This is a genomic window from Paenibacillus mucilaginosus 3016 (assembly GCF_000250655.1).
Taxonomy (GTDB): domain Bacteria; phylum Bacillota; class Bacilli; order Paenibacillales; family NBRC-103111; genus Paenibacillus_G; species Paenibacillus_G mucilaginosus.
In genome coordinates this window covers 2580393-2600377 of record NC_016935.1, presented here as the reverse complement: position 1 = coordinate 2600377, position 19985 = coordinate 2580393, and the positions used below count along the sequence as shown (strand labels likewise).

Below are 19985 nucleotides of genomic sequence, written 5' to 3'. Positions count from 1 at the left end.
CCTCTCTCTATTATGGGACTCATTTAAAAACATAAAGGAATATGATTAATCCAGTAAATCGCGACGATCTGCTTAGTGAGAAGCGCCTCCTTGATGGTGTAGTGGACAAACCTATGATACCAAGGCGCTCCTTTTTTTGACAAAGCTGTTTTCTTAGGCTATACAGGAATGTTTAGTAAAGTTAGCCTCAAAGAGCTTAATGCTTGATCGCTAATTTTGCAGTAACAGTTCTCCAGCTGATTGAAATGACTTATTCCTGCTTATGAACTCCTCCACTTCTGATACGTTCTCCTTTTGCTCAATCGTAAACTTTACTGAGTTGAGAAATATATTGGGTTTCTTGGAAAGTCATTGGATGAATCTTATCAAGCCAATTAACTTTCGAACCAATTCCATCGTATCCCATAAGCAATTCATCCCTTGTAATCATATCAATGCCGATTTGCTTCCAGATGATAAACTCGTCAATTTTAACTACATTTGCAACAATTACTGTACACCACAAATCACAATCATCTGGGCACATTAAAACTGGCAAGACAATTTCTTTACCTTCTGAATTGAACCTCTCTTTAAGCAACTCTTTCTGTCTCGAGTCATCAACCCAATCAACAATTGTTGGAATCATACCAACAAGGTTATCTGAAGGATACTGACTATGAAGTAGTAAATCCAAAGGGATACCATCAATGACAATCGTTTGGTGTTCAACCTCACAATACGTACTCTTCATCAAAACGACTTCAATTTTATTCACCAATTCCATTGTTTGAGCATCTCCCTATGACAAACAGCCTAATAATATTGTAACAGATCACTCCGTAATACTTCCCATTTCAATGAAAACAGCAGCCGATCATTTGGTCGGCTGCCGCGGCGTTCATTCAACTGTAGTTCCCTGTTAGCGTAACGAAACATATTATGCTCTTCGTTTTCTCTCTAGTCACGTGAGTGCACTTCACTTACTTGCCTCTCCAATCATTGGATGCTTTTTTTCTAAGCGTGTGGATCAGTTCCTCTGCCTTAATCCTGAAGACACCCAAACCTTGAAACAGGCATGGAATGCTAACGTGGCCGGAGTAGTGCGCATTGATCAGTCGAATGAATTTCACCCTGCCCTTGGTGTCGTATTCGAAATGCTCTCGCATAAACAGCATCTCGATGTAGCTGGGATTAGCCTCTATGCCATCGTCGAGTCTCCAATCGTCAAGGTCAAGAAAAACCTGCTCGACCTCATCCCTGCTCATTCCCAGACGAAAAGGGCCGTTTGGTTTTAAGCGAATCACTAATATCACTTAATGTTCGGAGGCGAATAGCTTCTCTATCTTTGACTTACCTATATTTTTTAACCATTCATTAAAAGTCAATAACCTGGGGTGTAACCTTCGGACTTCATCGATATCAATTTTGAGTTCCTCATTATTAATAAACTCAAACGTTCTTGCTCCACTTGGACTTATTTGACGAATAGTATCGATTGGAATCTCAACATAGGGAATATTTTTCCCAATAGCAAGCGATATTGCGTTTGATATAGCCACGGGGGTCAAAGAATCCCCGGCGATTTCAATTGTTTTGCCTAAGTATCTTTTCGGGTTCTCAAAAGCTAAAGCTGAAAATATACCGATATCTTCAACAGCGATTAATTGCAATTTTATGTTTGATTTTAACGCGGTAGCAAGTTGGCCGGTTTGAAGTCCAAAGAGTGGATCGGAGAAATTATCCATGAACCAAGCCGGACGTAGAATTGTCAGAGGCAAACCAAGGCCTCGAATGAATTCTTCAATTTCCCATTTACTATAATTTCGTCCACCGATTAATCGATCCGCTCCACTTACTGAGGAGTAAATAAAATGTTGAACGCCAGCCTTCTTCGCCGCATTTGCTACATTTTTTCCAAATTTCACTTCGTCTTCGTAGGTAAACTCCGGTGATATATTGGGGGAGAATTCTGTAGGTTGAACGCTGAACACCCCGTATACTCCTTGCATGGCCTCTAGTAACGAATCAGGATTGCCATGGTCCCCTTCAAATATTTCTACCCCAGCTCTCAGCATTTTTTTCGCTGAAGGTTTACTTGGGTCACGGGTGAGTGCTCTAACGGACCAGTCACCATTTGCAAGTAAACTGCGTATTGTCGCTCCTCCTTGTTGACCGGTAGCACCAGTTACTAGAATAATCTTTTTTGTGTATTCCATAATTGGTCTCCCTTAACATTTTTTAAAAGCCCCTCTTTGTGTTAAGCAGAGTATAACTTTTTATAGTAAAATAATATAGTACGCACATTATTGTTATATTCTAAACAAAAAGTTAGTAAAGGAGCAATTATGGACGATTGCAATACCGAAAAACTTAACTGTCCCATTTTTTACACACTGTCTGTGATAAGTGGAAAATGGAAATGGGCTATATTGTTCTTTATTTCAAAAGAAGAGGTAATCAGATATGGGAAAATAAAAGAATACTTACCACCAATTGCACATAAAACTCTAAGCCAACAGTTAAAGGAGTTGGAGGCGGATGGAATTATACATAGAGAACAATATAATGTCATGCCGCCAAAAGTCGAATATACACTTACTGAGAAAGGAAAGTCACTGGTTCCAATGCTTGATTTTATGTTCCAATGGGGCGAAAAATGGAGCGATTGACATACCTCTAATGAACAGAGATCGGACTTCCCAGTTCCGAAACTGCATCCTTACTTACAGGAAGACGCAGCTTTTTTAAAAGATGAAGCAGCTGCGCCTAGTTTCGTGCTGCATTTTTTCATTCTACGCTTTGAGTTATTTTCAGGGTAGGTTAATGAAGTCCTTTGGCTGTCGCGGGTTGAGGGCGGGTGGTACCAGGCGCGGGCTCGGTATTAGTCTTCGATTGCCTGATAGACCGTGGTCCAGAAGTCGTGGATAAGCCGCGCTGAATCCGGAGTTGACATCCCGACCTGGGTGAGCAGGATTCCCACGAGCTGGTTGTCCGGGTCGGCGTAGGTTGAGGTGCCGCTTCCGCCGTCCCAGCCGAACTGGCCGATGGGCGCATAGTCACCGCGGCAGGTGCGCACCGCCATCCCGTAGCCCCAGCCGCCTTGCTGCCCTTGGCCGAATGACACATGGACATTGCTGCTCGCCATGGCGTTTCGGGCGGCTTGCTGCTCGGGCGTGAGTCGGTTGGTGGTCATCAGCTGGACGGCGGGCCGGGACAGGATCCGTTCGGTCCCGTGCATCCCGTGATTCAGCAGCATCCGGAAGTAGGCGTGGTAGTCGTCGACGGTGGAGGAAAGTCCCCCTCCTCCGCCCTGGAACGCCGGTGGCTGGCTGTGGCGTCCCCCCTTGGCCTCGTCCCACACGATGAACTCTCCGGTCTGCGGGTCGGGGGCGTAGAGGGGCGGAAGCCGGTCGATCTTGTCGGCGGGCACGTGGAAACCGGTGTCCTTCATGCCCAGGGGGTCGAAGATGCGCTCGCGCAGGAACGTCTCAAACGACTGGCCCGTGACCCTAGCGGCGAGCACGCCGAGCAGATCGCTGCTGATGTGATACTGCCAGCGCTCTCCGGGCTGGTGCATCAGCGGAAGCGCGCCGAGGCGGCGCATCCACTCATCCGGCTCGGGCATCGGCACCGGCAGATTGGGCGTGAGCCCCTGCTCGAAGATCGCGCCCATGATCGGAGTGCCCAGCGATGTCATATCCATGCCGAGCCCGAACGTGGAGGTCAGCAGGTCCCGTACGGTGATCGGCCGCCGTGCCGGCACGGTATCGTCCAGCGGGCCGTCGATCCGCTTCAGCACCCGCCGGTCGGCGAGTTCGGGCAGCCACGTCTCTACCGGATCGTCCAGCCGCAGCCTGCACTCGTCGAGCAGAACCATCGCCGCCGCCATCGAGACCGGCTTGGACGTCGAGGCCATCCGGAAGATCGTGTCCCGGCGCATCGGCGTTCCACCGTCATGGCGCATCGTGCCGATCGCTTCGACATGCGTCTCATCATACCGGCTGACCATGGCGACGAGCCCAGGAATCTTCCCGGACTCGACATGCCGTGCCAGCACATCGCGCATTCTGCGCAGCCCCGTTTTAGAGAAGCCGTTCTTGCTTTGTCCCATTTGCATCGGATTCCCTCCCATACATTAAATGACTGTAACTTTTGACAAATCGGCTTCCATGCCTTTGAGCAGAGCAAAGGTCAGTTTATCCATCGCTGCGCCGTCAAAGCAGACGGTTTGGATGGCGCGAAAATACTTCTTAGAGAAGATAGACGCCGACTGGAAGGACACATTCTTGAGCGTTGCGCCCTTGAACGAAACTTCGTTTAATGCCGCTTTGTCAAACTTAACGCGGATAAACGTCTGTCCGTCCAAACACTGCCCGCTCAGGTCGGAGTACGAGAAGTCAACCCCATCGAATACACAACCTTCAAAGATCGTTTTTCTAAGATCGGTCATCGTTAGCGTGACGTCGGTCAGTCTTACTCCTGTGAATTGGGCTCCATCCAGGCCCGACTTGCTGAAGTTGGTGCGTACAAGGATCGTCTTATGGAAGCTAGCATTGGCCAGATCGAGCGTGGACAGGCTGCAGTCCGTCAGATTCGCACCGTCAAAATTGGCTTCGCGTACGTCGCTGCTCTTAAACGAACTGCCGGTCAAATCTGCGCCCGAAAAGTCGGAACCGTGCAGCGCGCTGCCTGTAAACCGGCCTTTATGGGCCATCACGCCCGCAAAGTCGCTTTGGGCCAGGCTGCTTCCGCTAAAGTTTGTTACTGCCTGCCGTTCCAGCGAGCGGGAGAGGTTGGCGACCTCCAGGATCGTTTGTTCGATGTTGCCGATACTCTCAACGGTCAGCTTAAACGCCGTTTCATCGTCTTTCCCCTCCGCTCTGAGTTCACGGTATCGCTCCTGCAAATCGGAGAGCAGATCGGCCTTTAATTCGGCGACGCTCTTCACCCCATCGTATGGCATAAAAACGCTGTTCAGATAATCCGTCAATTTCGAATTCATCATTTCAATCTCCTTATAATAAATTTTCTAATACGCGTTTGGCATACTCCCAATTGCTTATGCTGCGGGTGTATGTATGTCCTTGCCCCTTTCGGTAATCCCAGAATATTTGCGACGTCCCCCCTGTGATTCATCGCCCAGTACCACTCGATATCGCCGTCCGCTTCCAGCCGCCGGAAGCCGGAGTACATCTTGGCTCCCTTTTGTTCATACGCGCCGCCCGAACGCTCGGCAATCAGCTTGACAATCTCGTAACCGTAACCATAGGCTTCAGACAAGAGCCGTAAAATCATCGTATCCGTATGTCCGCGTAACAGGTCGGATGTGATTTTGTTCTCGCTCATTCAATCACCTCCATATCTGCATGATAAGACATATTACTGTGTCTGTCAAGGTAGTGTTTTTACTTAGATACTTTATCTGAAATAATTGGTGCAGACAAATAGAACCGCGCAGAGCGCGGTTCGCGGTTTCCTGGGGAGTATACTTTAAGGCCCGACACGGCCCATTTTACTAAACGGTTCTGTTGGCGCAGCCGCCGCTCTCGCGGTAACATGCTTTTCGTACTTGAGTTCAAGATTGTAGAGGGCAAAAATTGCATCATCCGGCCCATCAGCTTAACGCGAATCAGGGAGCAGCTGCCTCGCGGCGATCTTCCCCCTTGCTGCCAACGGCATAACATGAATTCTTACTCTTCATTTCATCCATTCGTTTTCTAACATACTCATTTCCCACACACTCCAGAATTCGTTGTCCATTCTTCGTTTATCTCGGATTAGTCCTTCTTTAACAAACCCTGCCTTCTCGTAACATGCAATAGCAGAAAGATTAAAATCCAGCACACCCAGACTAACTCTGTGTAATTTTAATTCTTCAAAAGCAATAGCTGCCACCTTTTTTATCATCAATTGCCCTATGCCTTGTCCTCTTAAGCTTCTCTTTCCAACCAGCACCTTACCTATCCTTGCAGATTGATTGACCCGATCCATCTGTAATTGGATATGCCCGATGACCTCATTATTTTCTACATGTACTACCCTGTAGATGAAGGCTTGAGCAGTATTGGTATTGGCGTCTTTGATGTAATGCTCCAGCTGCTGCTCATTTAAGGGAAAGCTAAAAGTTTGACCTCCCCATTGAAATAGAAACTTTGGTGAATCCATCCATTCCATAAGCTGAGCAAAGTCGGATCGTTCGAAATGTTCAAGTTTGATCACTGCCATCATTCCCTTAAACTTGAATTTAGTGGTATTGCCCCGTTATATGCTCATTCGTATCCTGTAACATTTTGGTGAGCATGATGATCTGTCCCGCATGGTACCCGTAGTGTGCGGAAACCTGCACAAGAAGCCGGCCAATGAATCTTGTATCGCAGGCTTCATGGTCAAGGGAATCCCTTCGGTGCATACGCCTCCAATCCTCCAGCCCATAGCGGATTGTGACTTCCCGGGATAGATCATCAGGAGTCAAGGCGAATAATACACTTTCCGACTCGGATCGAGTTTGGCGTAGAAGGCCAATCAGCTCCTCCTTTGATATCCCCCCCTCCGTAGTAAATTCGCGGGAACGCTCCCTGATGAATGGTCTGTTTCCAATGGCGCTCACAACATTCTGATATTCGTTACCCGCCAAATGCAAGCAGATATTACCAATACTGTTCATGGAATCTTTCCATCGCTTCCAAATCAGTTCATCGGTAAGCAGATTCAAGCTTCGTTCGATTCGATCAAGCTGCTTATTCATGTCTTCCAGTACGTCCTTAATCAGTTCCACCATGACAATCCCTCCAAGTTGATTATGGGTTCAACGTTCCGGTAATCGCAGATTACCTTCCAGTGTGACATGGGCGAATCCTCCGACTTGGATCAGCATATCCGTTTCCGTCGTTTGATGGTTACATAAAGTGTGCCAGGTCGTCCCAATGCATCACCTTGACCGATCGTGAGGTGAGTTTTTTCTTTACTTATTATGTTTTCCAAGACAAGATACCCGGTCAGAGCACCATTGGCCGCCCCTGTCACGGGATCTTCAGGAATACCAATCGCAGGTGCAAAATCTCGTGTATAGAGATCAAACCCTTGTTTTGCGTCAAAAGTAAATAGGTGTGTGTTGCTAATGGAATATTTTTTATTAAACATGGCCAGTTGATCCATTTTAGGTTGGGCTAGATCGATTGCCTGATGTGTTTTCACGGGAACAATTAGAGTCCAGTTCCCTGTATAGGCAAGTTTGATAGGAAAACGCTCATCCAATTGATCCACATCAACGCCTATCAAGTTAGCAATTTCTAATCTATCATGGAATGGCGCTTCTTTTACTTGTGGCGAAATCTGTGTCATGGTCACCTTGCTGACCTTGGTTTCACCTTGATCCCAATGCACAGGAATCAGACCTATATTGGTTTCTAATGTGATATGATCTGCTCTTTGGGCCCATCCGTACTCATTGGCAAGCAACCAGACGGAAGCAACCGTAGCATGACCGCAAAAATTGATTTCTTCCTGCGGTGTAAAGTAACGGACTCGGAAATCTGCCTTCGGATCCGTGGGCGGCAATAAAAATGCCGTCTCCGGCAAGTTTAGCTCGTTGGCAATTTTCTGCATTTGCGTTAATGTTAAATCACTGGCATCAGGCACTACTCCAGCGGGGTTGCCTTCGAACGGATTTTGGGTGAAGGCATCAACATGATACACTCTTATCTGCTTCATCATTATGAATCACTCCCTTATAGCTTTTCATAATAGTTAAGTTCCAACCCAACGTAAAATGAAAATTTACCATACCATACATGAAGAAAAATTCATGGAATTGAGGGGCGACAATGACACTCTTTCAACTGGAAGTATTCCTTGCTGTCGTGCAGACTGGCAGTTTCACCAGAGCAGGGGAGCTTTTGAATGCAAGCCAATCGGGCGTCAGCCACAGCATTGGTGATTTGGAAAAAGAGCTGGGAATTCCTCTTTTTACGCGTAATCGCAAAGGCGTTAAGCTGACGGATACGGGAGAACAAATCCTGGCACATGTTCGTGAGATCATGAATCATACGGAACAGATCCATCAAGCTGCCGCTGCGTCAAGAGGTATGAATAGCGGGACCATCCGGATCGGTTCGTTTCCCAGTTTCTCGGCGAATGTGATTCCAGAACTGTTTCAAGCGTTTCGCAGCCATTATCCGGGTGTGGAACTGCTTCTCTTTGAAGGAAGCTATGCAGAGGTGGAAGCATGGATCAAGGCAGGTGTCGTTGACCTTGGGTTTCTGGCTGATCCAAGTGATGGATTAGACACCGTGCAGCTGCTTAGCGATCCATATGTTGCCATTCTCCCGGCGAATCATCCTTTGCGGGGGCATGACATGATCTCCATCGAGCAGCTTACCCATGAACCGTTTCTTTCACTTAAATCCGGATGCGAACATCTTGTGATGAGTGCATTTCAAGAGAGGGGACTTAGCCTGAATAAGCAGTTCGAGGTAGCAGAGAATTCCACCATTCTCTCCATGGTTGAGGCAGGCATTGGAGTGTCCATCGTACCTTCCATGATCCTGCCGGCTGTGCCGGCAAATGTAGCGGTTAGACCGTTGCATCCTCCGATTATTCGTAACATCGGATTATCTGTACTCTCACAGCACATGGTCTCCCCGGCCGCAGCCGCCTTTATCAAAGAGGCGCAAACGCGGTTCCTGGAGCACACTTAGGGGGGGAGGACTCCATTTTATAAACAAAACAGGCGCACCGATATATGACTATCGGGCGCCTTAGTTACACTTTATTTTATAGTTACAAACAAACTAAACCCGCTCATCGGAAGACAGCTCAAGCAGCCCGTACTTCCGCTTGTACCGCTCCAGGATCTTGATCCATCCGGGCCCCAGCAGCGCGAGGAACAACACATTGCAAACCGCGTGGACGAGGTCAAAATAAAAGCTGGCGGCATACGCGGCGAGGACCGAGGGCCAGGTGAGATCCTGGCCCATGTTGGCCAGAAACCAGATGTTCATAATCCATCCGAACAAGATGCCCCAGGCAAATCCGAAGGCGAGCAGCAGCAGGCGGTGCTTCAGCCATCCCCACCGGTACAGCGTTCCCGCCGTCCAGCCGATCATGCCCCAGCTGAACATTTGCCAGGGCGTCCAGGGGCCCTGCCCGAGGAACATGTTGGAGACCAGGGCTGCCACGGCCCCGACCATAAAGCCGGTCTCCGAACCAAACACAAGCGCGGAGACGATAATGATGAATGACGTCGGCTGCACACTCGGCAGCGCGGCAAAGGGGACGCGGCCGACCGCAGCCAGAGCGGACAGAACGGCCAGCAGTACAAGTTCCCTCGCCTGGATGGACCGTCTTTCGAAGCGGAGAAAGAACGGCGCGATCGAGGCGCACACCAGGAATAACGCCAAGGGCAGATACTGGTTGTCAGCCGCCCAGATCGTCAAGGCCAGCCCCCCGAAGAATAGAAGAATGACGACGAAGAACGCGATGCGGGACCGCCTCATCTCAATTCCACCTCAGCAGTTGGCTGAGCGCCGTCGTATAGTATAAGTTATCGCTGAAGAACAACGGCGGCGGCCCGTCGCCGGCAAGCATACCGTCGAACATGATCGCGCAGCGTGTGGCATGGTCCGCAGCAAATTCGACGTCATGCGTGACCATGACAACGGTTTTGCCTGTCTGCTGCAGCTCCCTAAGCCGTTCTCCCCACCTGCGCCTGGCCGCAGGATCCAGCCCCTTGGTCGGCTCATCGAGCAGCAGAAGATCGGGGCCTGCCAGCAGGACGGCAGCCAACGCCGCAAGCTGGCGTTCCCCTCCGCTGAGATCATAAGGATGCCGTGCAAGTACATGGCTAAGCCCCAGCCGCTTGACCAAGGCTTCGATGCGCACCGCCTTCGCCTCCAGGCCCTCTCCGTCCGCCGCCCTTGCGGCAGCGGCCTGAAGCTCCGCCTCCACCGTTTCTTCGATGAAAAAGGTTAACGGGTTTTGATCGAGATACCCTACCCTTGCCGCTCTTTCGCGGGCTTTCCACTTGACCAGGTCCTTCCCTTGCAGCAGCACCTTGCCCTTCTGGGGCTTCAGGATGCCGGCCATCGCTTTGAGCAGGGTTGTTTTGCCCGATCCGTTGGCCCCCAGGATGGCCAGCACCTCCCCCTCACGCACCTGAAGCGACGCATTCTTCAATACCGGGGCGGGGTCCTTCGGGCCATACTGCCAATACAGCTCCCGGCACTCCAGCAGAACGGAGCCCATCTCCTTCTTCGCCGTTTCCGGCGGCTTACCGACTGCCGGACGGCCCGCACTCCCGCTGCTCCTCCCCCGCTGAAGCCGCTGCCGCCCTTCCTTGACAGTAAGCGGCAGACAGTCGTCCGGCTGCCGGTTGTCCTGCAGAAACCAAGCCGGAATCGGCGGAACAAAATCGCGCCATCCCCCCGCCCGATCGGACCAGAAGGCCTGAGCGGCTTCCCGCGGTGTGCCGTTATGGCGGATCGAGCCGCTATCCATGGCGATCACCCTGTCCACGACGGGCAAAAGCTCTTCATACCGGTGCTCCGCCACAAGGATGGTCAGCCCCAGGTCATGATTGATCCGCTGCAGCAGCTGGATCAGCTCCCGGGCGGCAAGCGGGTCGAGCTGCGCCGTCGGCTCGTCGAGCAGCAGCAGCCGGGGCTGCAGAGCCAGCACGGATGCGAGCTGCAGGAGCTGCTTCTGCCCGCCGGACAGCTCATGTACATACCTGCCGAGCAGCCCGTCGAGGCCGAAATAGTGGGACAGCTCCGCCGCCCTCCTCCGCATGAGAGCGGATTCCAAGCCCACATTTTCCATCGGGAAGACGAGCTCCGACAGCACCCGGTCCGTTACCGTCTGGTTCTCCGGGCTCTGCTGAACCATCCCGATATTCCCGGAGAGAACCCTGTCGTCATAGGAGGACAGAGGGCGTCCATCGAATAAAATGTCCCCGCTCCTCACGCCGACAGGCGCAAGCTCCCTCTTGATATGACGGAGCAGCGAGGTTTTGCCGCAGCCTGCGGGTCCGCAGAGAAGCACAAATTCGCCGGCTTCCACGGTCAGGCTCACCCCGTCAAGCACCGCCTGTTCCCCGTCCGGATAACGAAAGCTCACATCCTGGATCTCCAGTATCGCCACAGCCACATCTCCCTCCCTTCTATGATGACCGGCACAGCCGCGAACAGCGTAAAGCACCCGTACGAAAGCAGCTCCCAGCCGTGCAGGGTAACGGTCTCAAGCGCCGGGAAGATCCGGTAGGCTCCATAGCCCAGCAGCCTGAATCCGATGCAGGCGGCAAAGAGTCCGAGCAGCGCCGCCAGCAGAGTCCAATCCCCGGGCCGCATGACGAACTCCTCATACCGCCCCCGGGGGCCCGAGCCGTAGCCCTTCGCTTTCATGGCGTCCGCCGTCTCCAGCGCCTCCTCGAGACAGAGGGTCAGCAGAATTTGCAGGAGCTTCATTCCATCCGTTACCCGCTTGCGCAGGCTTCCCTGTCCAACATCGATGCCCTTGGTCTGCTGGACCGAAGCGATCTCCCCCAGCCTGCGCTTCAACAGCGGAACAAAGCGCATCGACATCACGATGAGCAGCCCCAGCTTGGGGAACACCGAGCCGAACAGATACAAGAACCGGGCAGGCGTAATCACCGCGTTGAAAGAAATAAACAAAACCAGAATCACCAGCAGGTTCACCGTCGCAAAGAGTCCGTAGACAAGCGACTCGAGCGTCACCGGCTGGTCCCAGAAATAAAACAATATATGCCGACCCCGATGGGAGAACAGCGGGTTGATCATCGCATACAGCAGAGAAACCGGGAGAAAGAACCTCAGCATGCCCCGTAAGGCCGGCATCTCTCCGTTCAAAGCCACAAGCCCGATGAGAAGGAACAGAAGTGTCAGGATATATACAGGATGGGTCACGACAATGCCCAGAATCAGAGCCCCCATATAAAAGAAAAAGCAGGGAAACGGATGAAACGACCGGAATCCGCTGCTCATTTCATCTTCGTCCCTACGTCTTCGCCGAGGTCCAGCGTATAGAACCATTCAATCCGATCGCCCGCCTGCAGCTTATAAGCGCCGGCCCCTTCACTTGGCGCTTGTCCGTTAACCTTGTACACCCAGCCGCTCTTGGGCCCGTGGTCGAACTCGTATAAGTTGTCGATGCCCTGCACATAGGCGTAAGCGCCCTTGCCCTGGTATTCCATCTGAAGCTTGTTCGCTTTGGCCGCCAGCTTGAGAACTTCCAGTACGGTCGCTCCATCCTGGAAGGACACGGAAGTTTCTTTCAAAATCTCACGCGCCCCGTCTCCGGTAATGCGGATGGTCAGCGCTGCAGGCGCAGGCGCCGGGGCCTCCGCCGAAGCGGGCTGGGCCGGCACGGCCGGTTCGGCCGCCGGCGGCTGTCCGGCTGCGGACGGCGGGGCCGCTGCCGGAGCCGGTGCAGCCGCCGCCTCGCCCGCGAGCGGGGCTGCCGCCGGAGCCGCTGCGCCGCCTGCGGCCGGACGCTCCGCCGTGCCGGGCGGGGCCGCCTCAGCCGGCGCAGCACCAGGCCCTGCGGGCCCGTCTGCAGCCGCCTTCGGCTGCGCCGACGGCTCCGCGGCCACCGGTGCGGCCCCGGCCGGCTTGGCCGCATCCGCCGGGGGCGCATCGGCCCCTGCGTTCGGCCCGCCGGCCGCTGCAGCGGCCGGAGCCTTCTCCGGTGCAGGAGCCTGCACCGGCGCGACGGCCGCCTGCTGCTCCCCGCTGCCGCAGCCGGACAGCATAAGCGCTGCGGCGAGCCCCAGCAGCAATATACATCTTTTCATCTATGTTCCTCCTGTACACATCGTCTGAAAAAGGAAAGGAAGAGCCCCCGCGAACAGGGCTCTTCTCATCGTCAACGATTAGGGCTGTTTTGTCAATTCATAGGCTCTTACCGCCACGACAGCGGCCATTTCCCGCGTAGCCGGGTCCTCGGGCCGGAACCGACCGGACTCGTCCCCTTCCATCAGACCGTTCGCCTGAACAGCCCCGATGAAGGTGGCGGCTCCCGGATAGGCCTCGCCAAGGTCGGTAAATGCGGCCGGACCGGCATCATCCGGCTGGAGCTTCAGCGCTCTGGCCAGCATGATCGCCATCTCCTGCCGCGAGATGGACGCATCCGGAGCGAACCGATCCTCGCTTACGCCTTCCACAATGCCTTGGGATACGGCTTGAGCGACATAGCCTGCGTACCAGGAGCCGGGCGCGACGTCCGCAAATCGGACGGCGGCCTCCTCCGAGGAAGGCGGTTCCCCCAGCAGCCTCAGAAGAATCGCCACAAACTGCGCGCGGGTCACCTGCTTTTGGGGCTCAAAGGTCGGCACCGCATCGCCTGTTCCCTCCATGATCCCATACTCCGCCGCCTTCTCTACGTAGGTCAGCGCCCATGAGGAGATCTCCGTCTCATCCGCATAGCCAGGCGCGGCTTTGGGAACATCCACCCCCGCCTTGGAGAAGGCGGCCCGGTATGCTCCCAGCGCCATTACTGCCTGCTCCGTAGCCATCCCTTCCGCTTCCCCGCCGCTTACATGAGGGAAGGCTCCGCTGTCCAGCTGCAGCCCAAGCAGGTAGTTCACCATATGGCCGTCACCTGACTTGAAGGAAGCGCTGTGTACCGGATCGATACCGCTGAGCGACAGCCCCCAGAGCACCTGTGCCGTGCTTTCGGCGTTCACCACACCATCCAGCGCGAAGCCGCCGTTCTCCGCCTGCTGGGTGCCGAGCCACTGCACGGCTTTGTTCACAGCCGCCTTCACTTCCGCCTGCGTCCCGTAATAGCTTAAAGCCGCCAGGGCCGAACCGGTTAGATCCGTGCTGCCCGTCTCGCCCTTGACCAGCGGCCAGCTGCCATCCGCATTCTGAACATCCAGAATCCACTGCAGCAGCTTTTCCTTGGTCCATGCCGCATCGGCCGGAATCTCATAGTCTCCGGCGTTCAGAGCCAGCAGCGCGTAGATCGGGCCGTTGGTTCCCTGCGCTTCCATCCGTTCGTTATTGTAAATCCGCTCGATCAGATTGAAGCCCCCGATGGACTGCGGGTCGCCCCCCGCCGCCTGGACGCTCAGCGCCAGCCGCTCATAATCGGTCACATTCCGGAACGTCCCGTTCTTCTCCCTCAGATGGGCTTCCACATCCGTCAGGTAACCGGACGGGATGCTCACACCGGCTCTATTCAGCGCGTAGGCCGACCAGTCGCTCAGCTCCGTTCCGTTCTTCAGCCAAGCCGACGCCCGGGTAATGGCAGGCCCCACCTCGACAGCCGAAGGCGCTTCGACAGCCGCATCTCTCTGCACTTTCGACTTATCGATCACCGCGAATTTCGTAAAATGGTTCACCAATCCCGTCATCTTCCCGGTCTCTGCATCCAGGACCGCCGGAATCGGAATCCACTCGCCCGTCAGCTCGTTGAGCCAAGCCAAGGACAAGGCATCCAGGTTCTCGGATGCGACCGGTGTCTTGATGGTGATCTGCACCGGCTTCTCGAAGGTCTGGCCGGCCGGACCGAATTCATACATCGGGGATACGAGCCCGCTGCGTCCGTCCGAAGGGAGCTCTCTCACCGTAAGGGTCGCCGTCTCTTTCAGCGCACCCGCGGGAATGTACAGCTCATGTTCTGCTTTATCATCGGTTAAGGTAGCTGCGCTGCCGGAAGTCACTGACTTTTGTACGTTGACCGTATTCGCGGTCAACACTTCTTGCAGTACGGCAGCCGCGTTTGCCGTCATTTTCTTGTCAGCGTTCAGCACGATGGCCGGCTTCGCCACCTCTTGAACCGGCTTCCGGTTATCGTAAGCCAGTCCCAGCTCCTCCGATACCGTCTTCAGCGCGTTCGCCTGTGCAGCCGCCGTCCCCGTCGTAACTGCCGGACCGGCCGAGCTGCTGTCGGCATTGAGGTCCTTGCCGCCGTCCAATGTGTACCGCCATGCGACCGTATCGCCCGACTGCAGCGTTACGGAATCCGCTCCGCTGCTCAGGTAAGTGCCGTTGACCGCATACATCCAGCCGCTGAGCGGCCCCCGGTCGAATTCATACAGACCGTCAATCCCCTGCACATAAGCCGTTGAACCGGATCCGGACGACTTCACCCGGTCCGCCCCCAGCTGGCGGATCAGGACCGAATATGGCGTGTCGACGCTCTGAAGAGATACCTGTGCGGACGATAGGATGGTTCCCTTCTCCTCATCCCCGGCAACGGATAAATACACGTACGGGCTCCCGGACGACCCCGTTCCTCCGCCGCCCCCTCCGGCTCCGGTCCTCGGGAGAACCGTTACCGTCTGCGTCGTGTGGACGATGTGAGGCGCCGCTCCCGCGGCATAGCCTGAGATATCGAGTGTATACGTCCCTGCCGGCAGCCCGGCGAACGTCGCCGTGCCTGCGCTGTTCGTCGCGGCAGTCAGGCTGCCGATCTTCAGCTGAATGCCTTCAGCCGGAGCAGGCGTGTCATAACCCAGTGTTTTGTTCACCGTCACCGTGAAGGACTGGTTGGCTCTGGGCTGTGCGGGACTCAGCTTCACCGATTCCACCAGGTACGTCGTCGGATTCCAGCTTGCATCGTACCCGCCGTAATAGATCACCGCCCGGTCGCCCGGCTGAAGCGTATAGTCGGCCATCCCCACCTGCGGAATATTCCATTTGCCCTGGCGGTAGACCGCATAGTTCCAGGCGTCGGCATCCGAGCCGATCGATTTGACATATTTGCCGAACGAAGAGCTTTCTATGCGGAACGGAACCCCTTTGTCCGTCAAAAGCGTCTGTACGCTGTCCAGCAGATTCGGAGAAGCGGCCGTCCCGACTGCATACGTGCCCGTGGATCCCTCGATCTGAATGTCCGCCGAGCCGACTTCCAGCACCTTCGAATCCGTTACAATCCGGGGAGCCGTGCCTTCCGGGTATCCTGTAACCACGGCCTTGTAAGTGCCGCCCGGCAGGCCGGACGCAAACCGGGCGATTCCTTGGCTGTCCGTCTGCACCTTCTGTCCGCCAAGCTCCACGTATACGGCGGAAGCCACGGTTACAGCTTCCATGCCCGTATTCCAATCCCATGCCGTCTGCTGAACCTTCACCTCAAGGGCTTGTCCGGCCACCGGCAGCGCAGGATCTGCCGTAATCGACTTGACGAAGGCAGTGTCCATCCCGCCGTAGTACAGGTAGATCTCATCACCGTTGCGAAGGGAATAATCGGCCACCCCAAGGCTCGACGTGCCGGCAAAATCCCAGGCTCCCTGCCGCTTCACATTGTACAGCCAATAAGTATAAGCATTGTTGTCATTCGCTACAGCGCCTATGGAAGTAATAAAATGGCCTGCGCCCTCCTGCCACGCAATCCCCGACGACTGCAGCAGCCGGGCGGCAGCCTCATAGGCGGTAGCCGCAGTTACCGGGCCCTCCGCAAGGATGCCGGCCGGACCTGCCACATGCACCGTTACACTTGCCGCCTGAGGCGCCGTACTTCCGGTGGTCAGCACCGCATCGTACGTGCCGCTGTTCCCTCCGGTAAAGGCATGATAAGCGGCCAGGGCCATGATCGCCTGTCCGGTCGCTCCCGCGTTGGATGGGCCGCCGAGTACATGGGCGAACCCGCCGTCGCTCTGCCGGTAGCCGAACAAATAACTTAGCGGATTGCCTTGCGCCTTCGCAAAGCTTCCGCTGCGCGCATCCACGCCGGCTGCGGACAGCGCCAGAATGACCTGAGCCGTGCTTTCCGCATTCTCGCCGTACTCCGTAAATCCGCCGTTCGTAAGCTGCTTGCCGGAGAGCCACTGCACTCCTTTGTCAATCGCCGGCTGCACACCGGCAAGCGTCTTATAGGGTGACAGGGCATAGATCGCCGAAGCGGTAATATCGATGTTCCCCGCTCCCCCGGCCGCAAGCGGCCAGCCGCCGTCCGCATTCTGCTGCGTCAGCAGCCAGGCTGCGATCTTGTCGGGATTCCACTGTGCGGTTAACGGGATATCGTAAGACCCGCTGCTCAATGCGAGCAGGGAATAGATCGCCCCGTTGGTCCCCTGCGCCGTCATCCGCTCGCTGGTATAGATGCTCTGGATGAGGTTATACGAAGCGGAGCCGGAAGTGACCGCCTCGGGGTCGCCCCCGGCCGCCTTCACCCCGAGCGCTATGCGGGCATAGTCCGTTACATTGCCGTACACCCCGCCGCTCTTCTGAAGCTCCGCACTCACGGACGGTAAATAGGAGGCCGGTACCGGTTTCCCCACCTTGGCCAGTGCATACGCGTCCCAATCCGTAGGCGCGCTGCCGTTCACAGCCATGATATAGCCCGCAGCATCGTCAATTGCCGCAGGAACGGCAACCTGCCCCCTAGCTGCCCCAGCCGCATACACAGGCAGCAGCCCGCCCAGCATCGATACCATCAAGCACCAGCTGAGCAGCAGCATACCTATTCGTTTCATCCCTCTGTGACTCTTCATTCCTGATTCCATACCCCTCTCCGCCAAAAAAATAAAAGCATCCCTACGAGAAGGGATGCCGATTGCACACTAGACCCGCAGGCGAAAGATGTTCCCTGACCGAATAAATACCAACAGCTGGGAAACTATCATTCGACAACTTTCGATATTGTCTTTCAATGTTTTACATAGAATACCACTTTCGCGGCACGGCGTCCATTGATTGTTGCGGCGTGCCTGCTACACGTTCAAGCCCTATCATCGGATCCCAAAAGATCTGCCGCTTCGTTCTCTTAACAGCCTCCTAAGCAGCGCCAACTGATATAATAGGATGGGAGGAACACTGGGGGGCATGCTATATGGAATGGAGCATATACACATTGGGAAAAGCCAGCCTGAACCGCAGCACCACCTATTTGTCCACAAATGGGGCTGCGTTCACTATCCATTACTGGGGCGTCATGCCGAAGCACTACGATATTCCGGCGCATCAGCATTCCTTTTTTGAAATCTGTTATGTGATCGAAGGAAGCGGCACCTACCTGGAAGATACCCGGGCATTCAGGCTGGAAACAGGATCGTTGTTTTTATCTAGACCGGAGCGCACGCATCGGATTGCCAGCCAGGATGGCCTGTTTCTGCTCTACGTCGGCTTTGAGCTGAATGAAGCGGACTCGGTCGAAGAATGGCATACCCTGCTGGAGAAAGCCGCGGCCTGCGACAGTATAGTGGTCGCCCTCAAACAAGAGAGCATCGTGCCGAGGTTATGGGAATCGCTGCTGCTGCAGGCCGCCGAATCAGGCGGCTTTCTGGCGGGGCGCATCCTGCATGACCTCGCTGCCGTACTGCTGCTGTCGCTGCTGCGTACATTTGTGCCCGAAGACCACCGCGAAGAGAAACCTGCACAAGCCCAATCCGCTTCCGCGCTGTTCAGTCAGGCGAAGCTGTTTATCAGGGATAACCTGTCCCAGCCGCTGCGGCTTAGCGATACCGCCGCATATCTTCACATTTCCGGCAGGCATCTCTCACGGATCTTCGCCCAAGAGTGGGGCGGCAGCTATTCGGATTATGTGCAGAACGAGAGGCTTCAGACGGCCGCAGCTCTGCTGAAGACGACGGCGCTTCCCATCAAAACCATTGCCGAAACGGCGGGATTTTCCTCTGTCCAATATTTTACCAGAGCGTTCACCTTAAAGTTCCGGACTGCCCCCGGCCTGTTCCGCACTCTGTATGCCGATGCCAAGACTCTCTCCTTCCAGGTCCAGGATAAAATCAAGACCCTGTAACCGGATAAACGATAAGCGGGGGATTCGTTTGTTAAAATAGAGTCCTATACAGGTTGTCTCCAAAATGCAAAACCCTGTCTGCATAATGCAAAGACAGGGTTTTGCATTTGTCTTATAATTACGAGCATTACCAAAGAATTTGACGAAAATTTCATATGACCCTAATCCATTCGGGACAGAAAAACAACATCCCCTAAACGAAGAGATAATGGCATGCTGAAAGCAGGATAGGTCACAGATATTCTTGGGTTTCTGCCGTTTGAACAAATGCTGGATACCTGCGCGGCCCTGGGTTTCGAAGCGCTGGAGCTGGGCTGCGGGAATTGGTCGAAGGCCCCCCACGTTGAGCTCGACAGTCTGCTGGAAAGTGAGCTTCGCCGCAGACAGTTTACGGATGCGATCCGGTCAAGAGGCTTGGAAATCGCTGCGCTGAACTGCTCCGGCAACCAGCTGGAGCCGACTGAAACCGGGAAAGCGCATCAGGCCGTTGTCAACAAAACCTTTAAGCTTGCCGGACTGCTCGGCGTCGAAACGGTTGTCACGATGTCCGGCTGCCCCGCAGGCGGTCCGAACGATACGCTGCCCAATTGGATTACACACCCGATTCTGCCGCAGCACTTTGAAAGTCTGGCTTGGCAGTGGAATGAGGTCGCGATTCCATATTGGAAGAAGGCAGCCGAGCGTGCTGCGGAATACGGTGTAAAGCGGATTGCCATTGAGAACCTGGGATGCAATCTTGTCTATAATGCCGAAACGCTCCTGAAGCTGCGCAGCGAGGTCGGCCCGATGATCGGCATGAACCTTGATCCGAGCCATCTTTTCTGGATGGGGGGAGATCCGATCGCGGCGGCCCGTGTACTGGGCGATGTGATCTATCACGTCCATGCGAAGGATGTGCGCGTTGAACGCGGCATCAGCGGCGCACATGGCCTGATCGACGTCAAGCCGATGGACAGCTTTGCTTCGCGTTCGTGGAATTATGCCGCACTCGGCTACGGTCATGAGCCCGGCTGGTGGAAGGAATTTTTTACGGTGATCAACATGATCGGCTATGCGGGGCCAATTGTAATCGAATGGAAGATTTGACGATGGACCCGCTGACTGGCGTTCAAAAGTCGATGCAGCTGCTGCAAGATGCTCTGCCGAGAAGGTTTCAGCGCGACGGCGTTTCTGCGAGCGGACTGACGGTCTAACCGGCCTGCCCATTAAGAAAAGCCTCCGAGGTCTTGGAGGCTTTTCTTCTCTTTTCACCCGGCCGCTGCGTTGGCAGACGTTTCCTGCCAGGAATG

Annotated in this window: 15 protein-coding genes and 3 pseudogenes; 5 read left to right on the top strand and 13 right to left on the bottom strand. The window is 54.6% G+C overall.

The genetic code is table 11. The features are described 5' to 3' along the window. Positions 1-298: 298 nt before the first annotated feature. Positions 299-766: a hypothetical protein gene (locus PM3016_RS11330; protein WP_014650358.1), complete on the bottom strand. Its 468-nt coding sequence runs from the start codon at positions 764-766 to the stop codon at positions 299-301. A 280-nt stretch (positions 767-1046) separates the two neighbouring features. Between PM3016_RS11330 and PM3016_RS38585 the strand changes: the two genes are divergently transcribed. Beyond that, positions 1047-1277: a hypothetical protein gene (locus tag PM3016_RS38585; protein WP_238540497.1), complete on the top strand. Its 231-nt coding sequence runs from the start codon at positions 1047-1049 to the stop codon at positions 1275-1277. A gap of 18 nt (positions 1278-1295) precedes the next feature. Here the strand turns inward: PM3016_RS38585 and PM3016_RS11320 are convergent, their stop codons facing one another. Then, positions 1296-2198 carry an NmrA/HSCARG family protein gene (locus PM3016_RS11320; RefSeq protein WP_014369545.1) on the bottom strand — a complete coding sequence of 301 codons (903 nt, stop codon included), beginning with the start codon at positions 2196-2198 and terminating at the stop codon, positions 1296-1298. Between the two features lie 129 nt (positions 2199-2327). On the opposite strand from PM3016_RS11320, the gene PM3016_RS11315 reads away from it, so the two are divergent. Then, positions 2328-2651, top strand: a complete 324-nt coding sequence (locus PM3016_RS11315; protein ID WP_014369544.1) for a winged helix-turn-helix transcriptional regulator — start codon at positions 2328-2330, stop codon at positions 2649-2651. A gap of 212 nt (positions 2652-2863) precedes the next feature. Here PM3016_RS11315 and PM3016_RS11310 read toward each other — a convergent pair whose 3' ends face one another. From PM3016_RS11310 to PM3016_RS11285, 6 genes and pseudogenes are all read right to left on the bottom strand, one after another. Beyond that, positions 2864-4093 (bottom strand): serine hydrolase domain-containing protein, encoded by a 1230-nt coding sequence (locus tag PM3016_RS11310; RefSeq protein WP_187298030.1) that lies wholly within the window; start codon positions 4091-4093, stop codon positions 2864-2866. Between the two features lie 24 nt (positions 4094-4117). After that, a complete protein-coding gene (locus tag PM3016_RS11305; RefSeq protein ID WP_014369542.1) occupies positions 4118-4984 on the bottom strand; it encodes a pentapeptide repeat-containing protein in 867 nt (288 codons plus the stop codon). A gap of 13 nt (positions 4985-4997) precedes the next feature. Beyond that, positions 4998-5328, bottom strand: a pseudogene (locus tag PM3016_RS11300) (PadR family transcriptional regulator). Between the two features lie 351 nt (positions 5329-5679). After that, the gene (locus tag PM3016_RS11295) at positions 5680-6210 is read right to left on the bottom strand and encodes a GNAT family N-acetyltransferase (RefSeq protein WP_081484319.1); all 531 of its coding nucleotides are present in this window, start codon (positions 6208-6210) and stop codon (positions 5680-5682) included. A gap of 16 nt (positions 6211-6226) precedes the next feature. After that, complete coding sequence (locus PM3016_RS11290; RefSeq protein ID WP_014369539.1) at positions 6227-6760, bottom strand: DUF1572 family protein; 534 nt, start codon at positions 6758-6760, stop codon at positions 6227-6229. A gap of 27 nt (positions 6761-6787) precedes the next feature. Continuing rightward, a pseudogene (locus PM3016_RS11285) lies at positions 6788-7695 on the bottom strand (PhzF family phenazine biosynthesis protein). A gap of 110 nt (positions 7696-7805) precedes the next feature. Here PM3016_RS11285 and PM3016_RS11280 point away from each other — a divergent pair. Continuing rightward, the gene (locus tag PM3016_RS11280; RefSeq protein ID WP_014369537.1) at positions 7806-8678 is read left to right on the top strand and encodes a LysR family transcriptional regulator; all 873 of its coding nucleotides are present in this window, start codon (positions 7806-7808) and stop codon (positions 8676-8678) included. A 93-nt stretch (positions 8679-8771) separates the two neighbouring features. On the opposite strand, the gene PM3016_RS11275 is transcribed toward PM3016_RS11280, so the two are convergent. The 5 genes from PM3016_RS11275 to PM3016_RS11255 all read right to left on the bottom strand — a co-directional run bounded on the left by PM3016_RS11275 (position 8772) and on the right by PM3016_RS11255 (position 17413). Further along, complete coding sequence (locus PM3016_RS11275) at positions 8772-9476, bottom strand: ECF transporter S component (RefSeq protein WP_014369536.1); 705 nt, start codon at positions 9474-9476, stop codon at positions 8772-8774. Position 9477: 1 nt separating this feature from the next. Further along, positions 9478-11124, bottom strand: a complete 1647-nt coding sequence (locus tag PM3016_RS11270; protein ID WP_014369535.1) for an ABC transporter ATP-binding protein — start codon at positions 11122-11124, stop codon at positions 9478-9480. Next, positions 11091-11978, bottom strand: a complete 888-nt coding sequence (locus PM3016_RS11265) for an energy-coupling factor transporter transmembrane component T (protein ID WP_014369534.1) — start codon at positions 11976-11978, stop codon at positions 11091-11093. The genes PM3016_RS11270 and PM3016_RS11265 overlap by 34 nt, the downstream gene beginning before the upstream one ends. Next, positions 11975-12787, bottom strand: a complete 813-nt coding sequence (locus tag PM3016_RS11260) for a DUF4430 domain-containing protein (RefSeq protein WP_014369533.1) — start codon at positions 12785-12787, stop codon at positions 11975-11977. The genes PM3016_RS11265 and PM3016_RS11260 overlap by 4 nt, the downstream gene beginning before the upstream one ends. 78 nt (positions 12788-12865) lie before the next feature. Continuing rightward, positions 12866-17413, bottom strand: coding sequence for an S-layer homology domain-containing protein (locus PM3016_RS11255; protein WP_238540496.1), 4548 nt, complete (start codon positions 17411-17413; stop codon positions 12866-12868). A 356-nt stretch (positions 17414-17769) separates the two neighbouring features. On the opposite strand from PM3016_RS11255, the gene PM3016_RS11250 reads away from it, so the two are divergent. Next, positions 17770-18696 carry an AraC family transcriptional regulator gene (locus tag PM3016_RS11250; RefSeq protein ID WP_014369531.1) on the top strand — a complete coding sequence of 309 codons (927 nt, stop codon included), beginning with the start codon at positions 17770-17772 and terminating at the stop codon, positions 18694-18696. Positions 18697-18963: 267 nt separating this feature from the next. Beyond that, positions 18964-19889, top strand: a pseudogene (locus PM3016_RS11245) (sugar phosphate isomerase/epimerase family protein). Positions 19890-19985 lie beyond the last annotated feature (96 nt).

Bases quoted from the DNA above. Each gene is read 5' to 3' on its own strand.
- PM3016_RS11330 (WP_014650358.1), bottom strand. From the start codon at position 766: ATGGAATTGGTGAATAAAATTGAAGTCGTTTTGATGAAGAGTACGTAT.
- PM3016_RS11320 (WP_014369545.1), bottom strand. From the start codon at position 2,198: ATGGAATACACAAAAAAGATTATTCTAGTAACTGGTGCTACCGGTCAA.
- PM3016_RS11315 (WP_014369544.1), top strand. From the start codon at position 2,328: ATGGACGATTGCAATACCGAAAAACTTAACTGTCCCATTTTTTACACA.
- PM3016_RS11310 (WP_187298030.1), bottom strand. From the start codon at position 4,093: ATGGGACAAAGCAAGAACGGCTTCTCTAAAACGGGGCTGCGCAGAATG.
- PM3016_RS11305 (WP_014369542.1), bottom strand. From the start codon at position 4,984: ATGAATTCGAAATTGACGGATTATCTGAACAGCGTTTTTATGCCATAC.
- PM3016_RS11295 (WP_081484319.1), bottom strand. From the start codon at position 6,210: ATGATGGCAGTGATCAAACTTGAACATTTCGAACGATCCGACTTTGCT.
- PM3016_RS11290 (WP_014369539.1), bottom strand. From the start codon at position 6,760: ATGGTGGAACTGATTAAGGACGTACTGGAAGACATGAATAAGCAGCTT.
- PM3016_RS11280 (WP_014369537.1), top strand. From the start codon at position 7,806: ATGACACTCTTTCAACTGGAAGTATTCCTTGCTGTCGTGCAGACTGGC.
- PM3016_RS11275 (WP_014369536.1), bottom strand. From the start codon at position 9,476: ATGAGGCGGTCCCGCATCGCGTTCTTCGTCGTCATTCTTCTATTCTTC.
- PM3016_RS11265 (WP_014369534.1), bottom strand. From the start codon at position 11,978: ATGAGCAGCGGATTCCGGTCGTTTCATCCGTTTCCCTGCTTTTTCTTT.
- PM3016_RS11260 (WP_014369533.1), bottom strand. From the start codon at position 12,787: ATGAAAAGATGTATATTGCTGCTGGGGCTCGCCGCAGCGCTTATGCTG.
- PM3016_RS11255 (WP_238540496.1), bottom strand. From the start codon at position 17,413: ATGAAACGAATAGGTATGCTGCTGCTCAGCTGGTGCTTGATGGTATCG.
- PM3016_RS11250 (WP_014369531.1), top strand. From the start codon at position 17,770: ATGGAATGGAGCATATACACATTGGGAAAAGCCAGCCTGAACCGCAGC.